This window comes from Chitinophaga sp. CC14, assembly GCF_048957795.1.
Classification (GTDB): domain Bacteria; phylum Bacteroidota; class Bacteroidia; order Chitinophagales; family Chitinophagaceae; genus Chitinophaga; species Chitinophaga ginsengisegetis.
The window spans coordinates 94,491-109,303 of record NZ_JARBFY010000002.1 but is presented as its reverse complement, the minus strand read 5'-3'; the positions used below and the strand labels follow the sequence as shown (position 1 = coordinate 109,303).

The 14,813-nt window shown below is 47.8% G+C and carries 12 protein-coding genes; 5 read left to right on the top strand and 7 right to left on the bottom strand.

The window, feature by feature from the left end; all coding sequences use genetic code 11:
* Positions 1 to 30 precede the first annotated feature (30 nt).
* A complete protein-coding gene (gene mgtE / locus PV783_RS09755; RefSeq protein ID WP_079468937.1) occupies positions 31 to 1,407 on the top strand; it encodes a magnesium transporter in 1,377 nt (458 codons plus the stop codon).
* 35 nt (positions 1,408 to 1,442) lie between these two features.
* On the opposite strand, the gene PV783_RS09750 is transcribed toward mgtE, so the two are convergent.
* Positions 1,443 to 1,976 carry a histidine phosphatase family protein gene (locus PV783_RS09750; protein ID WP_420987855.1) on the bottom strand — a complete coding sequence of 178 codons (534 nt, stop codon included), beginning with the start codon at positions 1,974 to 1,976 and terminating at the stop codon, positions 1,443 to 1,445.
* Between the two features lie 102 nt (positions 1,977 to 2,078).
* Between PV783_RS09750 and PV783_RS09745 the strand changes: the two genes are divergently transcribed.
* The 4 genes from PV783_RS09745 (at position 2,079) to PV783_RS09730 (ending at position 9,396) form a co-directional block, all read left to right on the top strand.
* Positions 2,079 to 4,451, top strand: a complete 2,373-nt coding sequence (locus tag PV783_RS09745; protein WP_420987854.1) for a prolyl oligopeptidase family serine peptidase — start codon at positions 2,079 to 2,081, stop codon at positions 4,449 to 4,451.
* Positions 4,452 to 4,714: 263 nt separating this feature from the next.
* The gene (glmS, locus tag PV783_RS09740) at positions 4,715 to 6,550 is read left to right on the top strand and encodes a glutamine--fructose-6-phosphate transaminase (isomerizing) (protein WP_079468940.1); all 1,836 of its coding nucleotides are present in this window, start codon (positions 4,715 to 4,717) and stop codon (positions 6,548 to 6,550) included.
* Positions 6,551 to 6,640: 90 nt separating this feature from the next.
* Entirely contained in the window at positions 6,641 to 8,842 is a 2,202-nt protein-coding gene (locus tag PV783_RS09735; RefSeq protein ID WP_079468941.1) for a DUF4954 family protein, read from the top strand.
* Positions 8,830 to 9,396 (top strand): DNA-3-methyladenine glycosylase I, encoded by a 567-nt coding sequence (locus PV783_RS09730; RefSeq protein WP_420987853.1) that lies wholly within the window; start codon positions 8,830 to 8,832, stop codon positions 9,394 to 9,396. The genes PV783_RS09735 and PV783_RS09730 overlap by 13 nt, the downstream gene beginning before the upstream one ends.
* 222 nt (positions 9,397 to 9,618) lie before the next feature.
* On the opposite strand, the gene PV783_RS09725 is transcribed toward PV783_RS09730, so the two are convergent.
* The 6 genes from PV783_RS09725 to PV783_RS09700 form a co-directional block, all read right to left on the bottom strand.
* A complete protein-coding gene (locus tag PV783_RS09725; RefSeq protein WP_420987852.1) occupies positions 9,619 to 10,668 on the bottom strand; it encodes a cytochrome-c peroxidase in 1,050 nt (349 codons plus the stop codon).
* A 7-nt stretch (positions 10,669 to 10,675) separates the two neighbouring features.
* Positions 10,676 to 11,431, bottom strand: a complete 756-nt coding sequence (locus PV783_RS09720) for an MbnP family protein (protein WP_420987851.1) — start codon at positions 11,429 to 11,431, stop codon at positions 10,676 to 10,678.
* A gap of 68 nt (positions 11,432 to 11,499) precedes the next feature.
* Positions 11,500 to 12,738 (bottom strand): sugar MFS transporter, encoded by a 1,239-nt coding sequence (locus tag PV783_RS09715; protein WP_111579477.1) that lies wholly within the window; start codon positions 12,736 to 12,738, stop codon positions 11,500 to 11,502.
* 59 nt (positions 12,739 to 12,797) lie between these two features.
* Entirely contained in the window at positions 12,798 to 13,580 is a 783-nt protein-coding gene (locus PV783_RS09710) for an SDR family oxidoreductase (protein WP_420987850.1), read from the bottom strand.
* A gap of 20 nt (positions 13,581 to 13,600) precedes the next feature.
* Entirely contained in the window at positions 13,601 to 14,428 is an 828-nt protein-coding gene (locus PV783_RS09705; RefSeq protein ID WP_079468947.1) for an amidohydrolase family protein, read from the bottom strand.
* A 51-nt stretch (positions 14,429 to 14,479) separates the two neighbouring features.
* Positions 14,480 to 14,809, bottom strand: a complete 330-nt coding sequence (locus tag PV783_RS09700; RefSeq protein WP_079468948.1) for an L-rhamnose mutarotase — start codon at positions 14,807 to 14,809, stop codon at positions 14,480 to 14,482.
* Positions 14,810 to 14,813 lie beyond the last annotated feature (4 nt).

Here is a 14,813-nt window from a genome sequence, read left to right as displayed (position 1 = left end):
TAACTTAATTTCGCAGATAGAGGCAATTGTATGGAAAATGAAGCTTTACTGGAAAAATTCCAGACACTGACAAAAGAAAGAAACTACCGCGAACTGTCAGTATACCTGGACGACCAGCTGATAACGGATATAGCCGAACTGATTCACGAGGACCCCGAAGATGCCGGAATAATCATCAATCACCTGTCGATCGGCAGAGCGGCAGCGGCTTTCCGTATCCTGGACTTTCCTTTACAGGAAGATGTAATACGCACTTTATCGCCCGCGAAAATAGCAGAGCTCATGAATGAGCTGCCGGCGGATGACCGTACCGCCTTCCTGGAAGAGCTTCCCAGCGAAGCGGTAAAAGAACTGATCAAACTGCTCGACCCCGAAGAACGGCGCATTACCCTCTCCCTCCTCGGCTACAAGGAGAACAGTGTGGGCCGTATCATGACGCCCGACTACATTGCCGTCAGGGAAGAATGGACCGTGAAGGAAGTACTGGACTATATCCGGGAACATGGCAAAGACAGTGAAACCATCGACGTTATTTATGTAATCGATGAAAAAGGCCAGCTGCTGGATGACTTCCGGATCCGCGAGTTCCTGCTCGTATCGCCCGAAACGGTAGTGCATACCCTCATGGACGACCGCTTTGTATCGCTCCACGCCAACGATAACCAGGAAGAGGCCATCCAGGTTTTCCGGATGGAAAACAGGGTAGCCTTACCCGTGGTAGACGACCAGGGTGTTCTGCTGGGCATTGTGACCATCGATGATATGTTATGGATCGCCAATGAAGAACATACAGAGGATATCCAGAAGATTGGTGGTACCGAAGCCCTGGACGAGCCCTATCTCGATATGCCCCTGCTCAAACTGGTAAAAAAACGGGTAGGCTGGCTGGTAGTATTGTTTATCGGTGAAATGCTCACCGCTACCGCAATGGGATTTTTTGAAGATGAGATTGCAAAGGCCGTAGTACTGGCGCTGTTTGTACCACTCATCATTTCCAGTGGTGGTAACAGCGGCTCACAGGCATCTACGCTTATCATACAGGCAATGGCCCTGGGTGAAATCAGTGTGGGCGACTGGTGGCGTGTAATGCGCCGCGAAATCCTTTCCGGCCTGCTGCTGGGTGGCGCGCTGGGCGCCATCGGCTTCCTGCGTATTTTACTCTGGAACACGTTGTTTAATACTTATGGCGCACACACCGTGCTGATAGGCGCTACTGTAGGCATTTCCCTCGTAGGCGTGGTATTGTGGGGCACCCTCTCCGGTTCTATGCTGCCACTGGTACTGAAGAAGTGCGGCGCCGATCCGGCCACGTCTTCCGCGCCTTTTGTGGCTACCCTCGTGGATGTAACCGGATTGCTGATCTACTTCACCGTAGCGTATACACTCATGAAAGGCATCCTGCTCTAATACACAACGATAGCGGGGGAAAGCCTTTTCCTCCGCTAATAACAAATCTCTTTAAGCTCCGTTCCTTCCCTTGTTTTCCGCACTATAAACAACCGGTCGTATTCGTTCTCCCCGATAGAATCTGTATGTGCCTTAGCTTTCAGGCTATGCAAAATAGGGATTACGGTATTGGAATGCCCGATCACAAGCAAACGCTTTCCCCAGTCGCCATGCCGGGTAACCTGGTAAATAAAGGATTCCCCGCTGGTATCTGCCGCATAAAAACAGGTATCTATGCGCAGGTGCATACGCAAACTATCGGCGGTGGCCACCGTTCTTTTATAAGGTGTAAAGTAAATTTTATTCAGGCCGGAATCCTTTAGCAGCCGGTATAAAGCCCCTGCCCTTTCCTGGCCGGCAACGGTCAAAGTAGAATCCGGCCCCGGGTTTCTTTCTGCATGCCTGATCACGTAAAAGGTGCCTGTTAAAAAAGTAGTGTCTTCAGATACCGGTACCGGTTGCCGGACGGGATGTTTAGGCTTACAAGCCATAAAGAACAGGAGGGAAAGAAGTATTGGTAATATGCGCATAGTGCGGATTTAAGGCAGATGACCGCGTTACGTCCATCCAAAACTTACGGCAATTTATGATTAAACCATTACATTTATTCCCCAACAAAATAATGAACCGCTATGAGAAAATGGGTTATACCCGCCATTATTTTTTTATCAGCCAATCGCATCAGTGCCCAACAGGCAGTGCCGCTCACGGTAGAAAAGATCATGCGCGATCCCAAATGGATAGGAACTTCTCCTGATAACGTTTTCTGGGGCACCGACAACCAGACCGTTTATTTCAGCTGGAACCCCGACAAACAACTAAGCGACTCCCTTTACTATGCCGGCGTTAAAAACAATACGCCCCGTATTACTGCTGCCGGAGAACGTTCGCTTATCAACGCCAAAGCCGGCGGTACCTGGAATACGGATAAATCGTTACTTGCTTATTCCTATGAAGGTGATATTTATTTACTGGAGATAAAAAACGGGAAAACCACCCGCATCACCAATACCAAAGCCGTTGAGTTTAACCCGGTTTTCAGTTTCGGTGGTAAACAGGTGGTGTTTCAGCAAAACCGCGACCTGTACGGATGGGACAAAGCCTCCGGTTTAATCAGTCAGCTTACCAGCTTTGAAGCAGGCAGCAAGCCCGCCGAAAAAGACGAAAGTAAAACCGGTAACGCAGAAGAAAAGTTCCTCAAAGCACAGCAACTGGAACTGTTACAGGTAATCCGTGATAAAAAAACAAAGAAAGACGCCGCCGAGGCATTCGATAAAGCTTACGAGCCCAAACCATTACGATCCCTGTACCTGCAAAACAAAAGATTAAGGGAGCTGCAAATCAGTCCCAACGGGCGTTTCGTTACCTATAGCCTCTTCACAGCGCCTACCGATGCCCGCAACACCATCGTTCCTGAATTTGTAACCGCCACCGGTTTCACTACTGATATTGCCGCCCGCGACAAAGTAGGCGCCCCGCAAGGCAGCTTCGAAAGCTTTATCTACGACCGGGAACGTGATACGGTGTTACCTATTAAAACTACTGATCTCACCGGCATCAAAGACCAACCCGATTACGTAAAAGACTACACGAAAAAAGACACGCCCAAAGTAAGGGAAGTAATCGTGAACGGTCCGTACTGGTCGGAGCAAGGCACACACGCCATTGCCGACATCCGTTCACAGGATAACAAAGACCGCTGGATTGTACTGCTCAACACCGAAAACGGTACCGTGAAAACACTGAACCGCCAGCGCGACGAAGCCTGGATAGGCGGCCCCGGCATCGGCTGGAGCATGGGTGGCAGCAACATCGGCTGGATAGATGAAAACACGTGCTGGTTCCAGTCGGAAGCCACCGGTTATTCACATCTGTATACCGCCAATGTAAACGATGGCAGCATCAAACCACTCACCAGTGGCAACTATGAAGTACAGGAAGCACAACTATCTCCCGATAAAAAATATTTTTACATCACCACCAATGAAGTACACCCCGGTGAAAAGCAATTTTATCGTATAGCCGTTTCCGGTGGTAAGGCCGAGCGGATCACGACTCTCCCCGGTGCCAATGAAGTAACCGTTTCTCCCGATGGCAAATGGATTGCGTTCCGTTATTCCTATTCCAACAAGCCGTGGGAATTGTATGTGCAGCCCAACACACCGGGCGCAAAAGCAGTACAGGTAACGAACCTGGCGCAGTCTGATGAATTTAAATCGTACAACTGGCGCGATCCGCAAGTGATTACTTTTACCGCGCGTGACAATCAGCCGGTATATGCCCGCTTATACACACCCGATCCTGCAAAAAACAACGGCGCAGCGGTGATCTTTGTGCATGGCGCCGGCTACCTGCAAAATGCACATAAGTGGTGGAGTTCCTATTTCAGGGAATACATGTTCCACAACCTGCTCACCGATAAAGGATATACTGTACTGGACATGGATTACCGTGGCAGCGCCGGCTATGGCCGCAACTGGCGTACAGGCATTTACCGTTACATGGGCGGCAAGGATCTGGATGATGAAGTAGACGGCGCAAAATATCTGGCAGAAAAATTGCAGGTGGACGCCCGTCGTATTGGTATATACGGAGGCAGCTATGGCGGCTTTATGACGCTGATGGCCTTGTTCACCCAGCCAGATGTGTTTGCATCCGGCGCTGCGCTGAGGTCTGTAACGGACTGGGCGCATTACAATCATGGCTACACCAGCAATATATTGAATGAACCATTCACTGACAGTATTGCTTACCGCAGGTCTTCCCCTATCTATTTTGCAGATGGACTGAAAGGCAAACTGCTGATGTGTCATGGCATGGTTGATACCAATGTGCATTTCCAGGATATTGTGCGGCTGTCGCAGCGACTGATTGAATTAGGGAAGAATAACTGGGAGCTGGCTGTGTATCCCGTGGAAGATCATGGATTTACTACGCCCAGCAGCTGGACAGATGAATATAAAAGAATACTTTTGCTCTTCGAGAGTACGCTCTTGAAGAGATGATTGCATTTTAAATTTTTTTATTTAGTTCCGTCATAATAAAAAAATTATAAAAAGGGGATACAGTGAATGATGCAGGCTAATGTTAAGGAATCTTAATATTCGCCAGGATCGTTCCCGTATTCCCTTTTTCATTTTACATTAGGACCATTGTAGAATGCATGCTGACCATATCTTTACTTAAACAATATTCACATTTTCTGATGTGATTTTAACATTTAATGCGATATTGCAATGATAAAACCTAGCACAAATCCAAAAACCTTATGTGTGGAATCGTAGCTTATATCGGGCAGAGAGAAGCCTACCCGGTAGTATTAAAAGGCCTCAAAAGACTGGAATACCGCGGATACGACAGCGCGGGTGTAGCCCTGATCAATAACGGGTTACAGGTATACAAGAAAAAAGACAAAGTAGCCGCCCTCGAAGCATTCGTAGAGGGAAAAGACCTGCGGAGTCATATTGCCATCGGGCATACCCGTTGGGCTACCCACGGTGAACCCTGCGACCGCAATGCGCACCCGCATTTATCCGGCGATGGTAAACTGGCCATGATCCACAATGGCATCATTGAAAACTATGTACAGCTGAAACAGGAGCTCGTCAACCAGGGCCATGTTTTTCATAGTGATACCGATACAGAAGTACTCCTTCACTTCATTGAGGAAATCAAAAAACAAAACCAGTGTTCACTGGAAGAAGCCCTGCGCATTGCTTTAAAAAGAGTAGTAGGCGCTTATGTGATTGTACTCATTGATGAAGAAAATCCGGATACCCTCATTGCCGCCCGTAAGGGAAGCCCGCTGGTAATAGGCGTTGGCAAGGGCGAACACTTCCTGGCTTCTGATGCCTCTCCGATCATTGAATACACAAAAGAAGTAGTGTATGTAAATGATTATGAAATTGCCATCATCAAAGCAGATGAACTGATCCTGAAAAACATTTCCAACGAAAGGCAAACGCCTTACATTCAGAAGCTGGATATTGAACTGGCCGCCATCGAAAAAGGAGGCTATGATCACTTCATGCTGAAGGAAATCTTTGAACAGCCGCAAACTATCTTTGATAGCTTACGTGGCCGTTTAGATGCGAAAAAAGGTACGCTCACCATGGGCGGTATGCGCGAATATGCCGATGTACTCAGCAATGCCAAACGCATCATCATCGTAGCCTGCGGAACCTCCTGGCACGCCGGCCTGGTAGCCGAATACATGATTGAAGAGTTATGCCGCATCCCGGTGGAAGTGGAATACGCTTCCGAGTTCCGTTACCGCAACCCGGTAGTGGGCCCCGGCGATGTAATCATTGCCGTATCACAATCCGGTGAAACGGCTGATACCCTGGTAGCCATTGAAAGCGCCAAAGAAAAAGGCGCCATCATCCTCGGCGTTTGTAACGTGGTAGGTTCTTCTATTGCACGCTTGTCTCACGCCGGCGCCTATACGCACGCAGGTCCGGAAATTGGCGTAGCCAGCACCAAAGCGTTTACTGCCCAGCTGGCAGTGCTTTGCCTGGTAGGCTTAAAACTGGCTGCCGATAAAGGCACCATCACTCCGCAAAGGTTCCAGCACCTGCTCGATGAACTGGAACAGGTTCCTGAAAAAGTAGCAACGGCCCTGAAACTGGATGACCAGATCAAACGGGTTGCCGCCAAATATAAAGATGCACGTGATTTCCTCTACCTGGGCCGCGGATACAACTTCCCCGTTGCCCTGGAAGGAGCGCTCAAACTGAAAGAAATTTCCTACATCCACGCGGAAGGTTATCCTGCTGCGGAAATGAAACATGGCCCCATTGCACTGGTAGACGAAAACCTGCCGGTAGTAATTGTAGCCACCAAAGACAGCTACTACGAAAAAGTAGTGTCTAACATTCAGGAAATTAAAGCCCGTAAAGGTAAAGTGATCGCAGTAGTAACAGAAGGCGACAACACCATTCCCCCAATGGCGGATGATGTGATTTTTGTGCCTGCGGCAGATGAAATGGTTGCACCCATCATCTCTGTAGTACCGTTACAACTGCTCGCTTATCATATAGGCGTGCTCAAAGGTCTGGACGTTGACAAACCCCGGAACCTGGCGAAATCAGTTACAGTAGAATAAAGACAATGGAGATACTCATCTGGTTATTTTATTAGCTGCACGCATAATAAAATAACCAGATAGTCATTTCTCCTCAAATGATGTATCCTCATGAATAAGATCCAAAAAAGACCCCTCTCCGATCTGGGGTACAATTTCATTGAAACCACGTTACCGAAAGGCAAAGACGAATATTACCTCCGCAATGAGCAATGGAGCAGGCAGGACCAATACAGGAAATTAACCGCACACGAAATAGAATCGCTGGTACGCAATGATAACACCTCCGACGACTGGAATATTATTTTTGTTTCCAACGAATTTGATCCGCAACTGGTACAACACTGTCACTTTTTCGGGATGGTACGTATCGGTAAACTGGAACCCTATTACCTGGAGTTCCATAACCTGCGGATGCCGGTAGGATTGTACAACAGTACCATCTGCGCCTGCGATTTCGGCGACAATGTAGTGGTACACAACGTAAATTATTTATCGCATTATATCCTCGGCAACGAAGTGATTGTAGCCAACGTAAACGAAATGGCTACTACCGACTATGCTAAATTTGGAAATGGTATCCTGAAAGAAGGAGAAAGCGAAAGTGGCCGCATCTGGATGGAACTGTGCAACGAAAACGGTGGCAGAAGTGTGATGCCCTTTGATGGCATGCTCCCCGGAGATGCTTACCTGTGGACACGCTACCGCGATGATGAACAACTGCAACAGCAATTCAAGTCCTTCACAGAAAAACAGTTTGATAAAAGGCGCGGCTACTACGGTATGGTAGGTGATCGTACAGTAATTAAAAACTGTAAGATGATCAAAGATGTGACCATTGGTACCGACGCATACCTGAAAGGCGCCAACAAACTGAAAAACCTTACCATCAACAGCAACAGCGAAGCTTCTTCACAAATAGGAGAAGGCTGTGAAATGGTAAATGGCGTGATCGGCTACGGCTGCCGCGTATTCTACGGCGTGAAGGCGGTTCGTTTTGTAATGGCCTCCCACTCCCAGCTGAAATATGGCGCCCGGCTCATCAACTCCTATCTCGGTAACAACGCCACCATCTCCTGCTGCGAAGTACTGAACTCCCTCATCTTCCCGGCACATGAACAACACCACAACAACTCGTTCCTGTGTGCGGCGCTGATCATGGGTCAGAGCAATATGGCGGCAGGCGCCACTATCGGCTCCAATCACAACTCACGCGGCGCCGATGGTGAAATCATTGCCGGCAGAGGATTCTGGCCGGGCCTGTGCGTAAGCCTGAAACATAACTCCCGCTTCGCCAGCTTCACACTTATCTCCAAAGGCAATTATATGTCGGAGCTGAATATCTCCATCCCATTCAGCCTGGTGGTAAATGATGAACACGAAAACCGCCTGAAGATAATGCCCGGCTACTGGTTCCTGTACAATATGTACGCCATCGCCAGGAACTCCTGGAAATACGTTGACCGCGATAAACGCACCGACAAACAACAACTCATTGAATACGACTACCTGGCGCCCGATTCAGTAGAAGAAATATTCCAGGCACTCGCCATCATGGAAACTGCTACCGGGAAAGCATGGTACGCCCTCCCGGAAAATGCACCGAAGAAAGAACTAACGGAAAAGGACATACGTAAAAAGGGAAAGGACCTGTTAAATAATAACCCGGAAGAAGTAGCAAAGCTCACCATTCTCTCCAAAGGATTTGAAAACAGCTCCCGTGAAGTAGAACTCCTGAAAGTACACCGGGCCTATCCCCTGTTCATTGAAATGGTGGTATTATACGCTGTGAAAAATATCCTGGCAGCAGACAAACCGTCTTTCCTTGCTTTACAGGCGGCGGTAAAAACCGCCAAACGTGGCGACTGGCAGAACATCGGCGGACAACTGATGAAAGCAGAAACAGTAGCTACGCTCAAAACAAAAATCCGGAAAAACAAAATCAGCAGCTGGCCGCAACTGCATACTGCCTATGAAGAAATAGGCAACGAATATGCAGCCGACAAATTACAACATGCCGTAGCCTGCTTGCTGGAAATAAAAGACAGCTCCCTGAAAAACATGACCACCGCCGATCTCGCACAATGGATGAATGATTCTGTTGTAACGATGGAGTGGATCACCGCACAAATTAAACGCTCCAGGGAAAAAGATTACAAAAATCCATTCCGCCAGCTGGCCTATGAAAGCGAAAAAGAAATGAACGCAGTAATAGGTAGCCTGGAAGATAATAGTTTCATTAAACAAACTGCTGAAGACCTGGAAAAGTATAAATTGCAGGTAAATAAAACCATCAGCGAATGGGAGCTATAGAAAAAGTAAGATGCCACTGGTCTAACAAAGACAAGCTTTACCAGGACTATCACGACAAAGAATGGGGTACGCCCTCTCATGAGGATAAACATCTCTTTGAAATGTTATGCCTGGAAGGCGCGCAGGCTGGTCTTAGCTGGTATACCGTACTTACCAAAAGAGAGAACTACCGCAAAGCCTTTGATAACTGGGACGCTAAAAAAATAGCGAAATACGATGAAGAAAAGGTGGAGGAACTGATGCAGAATGAAGGCATCATCCGTAACCGTCTTAAAATAAAATCCGTAATCGGGAATGCAAAGGCATACCTCGCGGTTCAAAAAGAATTTGGCAGTTTTGACAAATACATCTGGTCATTTGTGAACCACAAACCGATCGTTAACCATTACCGCAGCGGTATGGCGGGCGTTCCTGCCAAAACAGCCATCTCGGATGCCATGAGCAAGGATCTGCTGAAGCGGGGATTTAAATTTGTAGGTTCCACTATCTGCTACGCCTATATGCAGGCTACCGGTATGGTGGATGATCATATGGAAGATTGCTGGAAAAAGTGATCGCCTTCGGCGATGGTAAATTGTCTTGGAGCAGGATTACGCAGATTATACTGATTTATTGGATTTGATCATATTTGATTTTAAATGATTAAGGGAGATAAAAGCGAATATTCGCCTATATCTCCCTTAATCATTTATAAAAATCCCAAAAATTAAATCAAAAAAATCAGTATAATCTGCGTAATCCTGCTCCAAGACAATTTACCATCGCCGAAGGCGATCCTACTCGATCCGTACCTCGCTAAGCGAAGCATTACCGAGGAAGGAGTAATCCGTAAGCGTATTCAGAAAGAAATACAGCTGCCGCTTTTCCTGGTCCGATAACCGGATGCCCTGTTTCACCAATGGGTCGGTGGTGGGAGTTACCTTCACACCGTGGTCGTAGAAGTCAAAAACCTGGAAAATATCGAAGAAACGCCCATCGTGCATATAAGGGGCGCTTTTGAGAATATTACGCAGGGAAGGCACCTTAAAACGAAGATTATCATCTGTGCTCCCGGTGATCTTCATTCTGCCCACATCATTCAATGCCGCTAAATATGGCAAGCCATTACTGCGGTAGGTAAGATCCGTGAACAACGGCTCCTTATGACAGGCCGCACACTTCTCCTGGAAAACGGTGTACCCTGCGTTCTCTTCAGCAGTGAAAGCAACACCGGGTAATTTAAGCATTACGCTGTCGTATTTGGAACCGGCAGATACCATCGTGGCAACAAACTGCGTGAATGCTTTGAACATGCGCTCACTGGTGATTTCCTCCGTACCAAAAGCCGCTTTGAACATCGCCCTGTATTTGGGATCTGTCTGCATTTTCTGCATCAGCTCTTTCAGGTCTACCGCCATTTCGTTGTGGTCTGTTAACGGGGTGAATGCCTGTATTTCAAGATGATTCACGCCACCATCCCACATAAACGCCTTTTGCCAGATCATATTGAACAACACCGGTACCGAGCGGATGCCCTGCTGACCAGCCACACCATGCGCCAATGCGTGATCAAAATGGCCGAAAGCCGCAAACTGCTGGTGACAAAACCCACAGGACACCGTGCTGTCCTGCGACAGGCGGTAATCATAAAACATAAACCGGCCCAATGCCACGCCCGGCTTGGTGAGCGGGTTACGGGTAAAGTCATATACCGGCCGCGGGAAATGCGCAGGCAGCTGCAATAAAAAGGGCTCCGGCCCTTTTACCGCGCGCTTCTTTGTACCTGCCTGTACCAACACCAGCAACAGGGAAAACGCCCCAACGATATATATCACTCTATGATTCACGCAGCGATTAATTAGAGATGCCTGTTATGTTAAACATATGCTGATAGTTACCGGCTACCTGTCTTGCTTTTACACCCGGCGCCATAATCACGGTTATCTTTTTAAAACTAACGGTATCGGGTAAAAACCACTTTTCCACATCGGCAGTAACATTAATACGGGGTTGCTTATCTGCCGAAACTGTCAGCGGCTGCGGAAGCGGCAGGGTCACATATTTCAGCACACCGTCTTTCGATTTATAGCCACCGCAATGAAACAGGAACTCCTGCATAGGCGTGTTCACCGCTGTGGAGTGGCCTTCTATCTGCGCCATAATATACCCGCTGTTCCAGGTCCAGAACATACCGGATTCCACCGCCAGCGCGCCGGTTTGCACCCCACTCACATTACGGATACTATCTACCCCGATCAGGAAACGGATACTTTTATATTCGCCGGCAGGAATACTATCCAGCCGGATATTTTTTGAACTGTCTATCGCATCATCTACCAGGAAATAAGCAGGCGGCAAAGTAACAACGCTGCCATTGGCAGCCTCCAGTGAAAAGTTGCTGAGGAAATAACGGAAACGGCTGACCGTAAAAGCTTCTCCGGAAGCATTGGTGTAGGTAACCTGTTTCCTTACCAGCGGCTGCTGCCCCATAACGTGGGTGAACGACAATTGCAGGGAAGGTACAGGCCCGGGATCAGCAGGCATCCCGGCAAACAACGTGGTTACAACCAGGAACCAGCAAGCATAGGAAACAAAAATCCGCAAAATCATGGTATCCTCTTTTGTTAAAGAAAGTTACAATGATTTTGCGGATTAAATATTAAAAAGAAATCAGCTGACTAAACTCTTTTATATCCTTTCCAGCCGTACAAAAACACCACTACAAAGCAGAAAGTAGGAATGCCGTAAGAAATGGCCAGCGACTGCCATTCCGTTACAATACCCATCAGGTAAGGAACAGAAGCTCCACCTACGATAGACATTACCTGGAAAGAAGCGCCGCGTTTGGTATGTACACCCAGGTCTTTTACGCCCAATGCAAAAATGGTTGGGAACATGATAGACATGAAGAAGAAAATAGCAATAAGCGCATACACAGCAGGAGCCCCGTCACCAGTCATTACAAAAGCGCTTAACGCCACATTGATAAGCGCATAAATCGCCAGTAATTTATTGGGAGCTATTTTACGCATTAGCGCAGTACCCACAAATCGGCCGCCCATGAACAATCCCAGCCCTACAGACAACAGGTAAGAAGCATTTTCAGTAGTAATACCATGCCAGTAGGCTGTTACATAATTGATAAACAACGCGCCCACACCAACCTGCGCAGCCACATAAAAGAACTGCGCTATTACTCCCAGCACAAAATGACGGTGAGCAGAAAGCGGGCGGGTATCTGCCATCACCTGTTCTCCTTCCTGTTCGTCCTCTTTAATTTCAGGTAATGGTGTTCTGTAGAAGAACCCTGCTATCAGCAACACTACTATGCCTATTACAATGTAAGTGAGCTTTACAGTAGTAAGATCTCCGGTGCCGCTGCCAAAGAACAGTTTACCGCCAATAATAGGCCCGAGGAAAGATCCCAGTCCGTTAAAGCACTGTGATAAATTTAATCGTTGCTCAGAAGTAGCCGGATCTCCCAACACCGTTACATATGGATTGGCAGCCGTTTCCAGGCAGGCCAGTCCGCAGGCGAGGATAAATAATGCCAGCAGGAAGAAATCAAAACTCAGCGCACCGGCTGCCGGGAAAAACAGGAAAGCACCCGTAGCATACAGCAGCAGGCCCAGGATAATTCCTTTCTTGTAACCGAATTTATTCATGAACATACCTGCCGGTAATGCCATGAGGAAATAAGCGCCGAAATAAGCGCCCTGTAATAAAGTAGAACGTTTGGTAGTGATGCTCAATACTTCCTGGAAATGTTTGTTCAACACGTCCAGCAGTCCGTATGCCAGTCCCCATAAGAAGAACAGGCTGGTAACCAGGATCAGCGGGAACAGGTAGTTGCCAGGCTTTGCGCCTGTATCTTTACTGGTGGTATAGGTGGAATTACTTACTGCGCCTCCGGCCATAACGAAGAATTTAATGTTTCAGGTGATTGAATATTGGTAACGGTATTGGCTCTTTATCCTTAGCTGATGGATCTGTCGAGATGAGTGTAACCACCATCTACGTATACGATTTGTCCGGTTGTATGAGAAGAACGTGGTGACAGCAGGAATACGGTGCTGTTGGCAATTTCTGTTGACGTGGTCATTCTTTTTTCGAATGGAATGTTAGCGGTGATAGCCGCCAGTTTTTCTTTTGGATTGGGTAACGAATTAATCCAGGTTTCATACAGCGGCGTCCATACTTCAGCAGGAATAACCGTATTTACACGGATGGAATAAGGCAGCAATTCCACCGCCCATTCGCGGGTAAGCGCATTGATAGCGCCTTTGGAGGCCGCATAACCACTGGTGTTGCCCTGGCCGGTATCGGCTACTTTAGATCCGATGTTCACAATATTCCCTTTGGTGGCCTTCAGGTACGGCAATGCAAAATGCGCCAGGTTGTAGTAGTGCGATAAGTTATTCTGCAACGACTGCATAAACCGCTCCGGGCTGCCATTTTCCAGTCCTACGCCATCATTGGCGCCGGCATTGTTTACCAGGCCATCTATTTTACCATACTTTGCTATTGTTTCAGAGATCACTTTTTTACAATCTTCCACTTTACCCAGTTCTGCAGTAACGGCCATCGCTTTACCGCCCACTGCGACAATTTCGTTCACTGTTTTTTCATTATCAGCAGTACTCCGGCCGGCAATCACAGCGATGCCGCCTTCAGCTGTTATCAGCTTTGCAATAGCTTCCCCGATTCCTTTTGCACCACCGGTAACGATAATCACTTTCTCCTGTAATCCTAAATCCATAGTATGTATGATATTATTTTTTATAGATGATAAAATGAGCGGGCATTCCCTCCCATTATCTGTTCTTGTTCACTTGTTGATAAGGTGCTGATGAAATCGGTAACGATTCCCTTCACTTCATGGTACCTGGCGGCTACGAGGCATACGGGCCAGTCGGAACCATACACCAGCCTGTTGGCGCCAAAGGCATCCAGCGTTACTTCCAGGAAAGGCCGGAAGTGCGCCGGTTCCCACTGCTGCCAGTCGGCTTCCGTAACCATGCCGCTCAGTTTACAATATACATTCGGCGACTGTGCAATGCGGCGCATATGTGCTGCCCATGCGTCCAGTTCACCGGCTTTGATATCGGGCTTGGCCAGGTGATCAATGATCAGCGGCTGCTCCGGGAACTGCCGTACAAATTCTTCTACCGCAGGTAACTGTTTCGGATATACGAGAATATCATAGGTGAATTGATGTTTCGCCAGCGCTTTGATACCGCGGCAGAAATGTTCACCGAGAATAAACCGGTTATCCGGTTCCCCCTGTACAATATGCCGGAAGCCTTTCAGCTTCGGATGCGTGGCATATTGCGCCAGTTGTTCATCGATATTTTCAGCGCGGAGGTCTGTCCAGCCCACCACACCTTTAATAAAATCATGCTTATCTGCCAGCGCCAGTAAAAAGGCGGTTTCATCTGCCGACTGATCTGCCTGTACCGCTACACAGCCATGAACACCGTTTTCGGCCAGCACCGGGGCCAGGTCTTCCGGGTAAAAATCACGACGGATTGCTTCCATCGATTCATCGATCCATGCGTCGCGGACAGGATCGTATTGCCAGAAATGCTGATGTGCGTCAATAACCATGTAAATATTTTTTGCATACCGGGCGCCGGAACTTCCGTTGCCCGGTATACTTTACAATGCAAAAATCTGGTCCATAATAATCCACTTCTCTCCTTCCTTTGCTACCGGCAATGCCTGCTGGTATTTCCACATAAGCTGTTCCCATACCTTTACGGCGGGGTTGGCAGCGTCCATCGCATCTTTACGTTCAAAGGAAAAAGTATCATCCACTTCCATGATCATAAACAGGCGGTTACCGGCACGGTAAATATCCATTACGGTAATGCCTGCGTCTGTGATACTCTTCTTTATTTCAGCGGATACGTTGCGGTGATACCCCTCATATTCGCTGATCAACTGCGGATCATCTACCAGATCCAGCGCCAGACAATATCTTTTCATAATT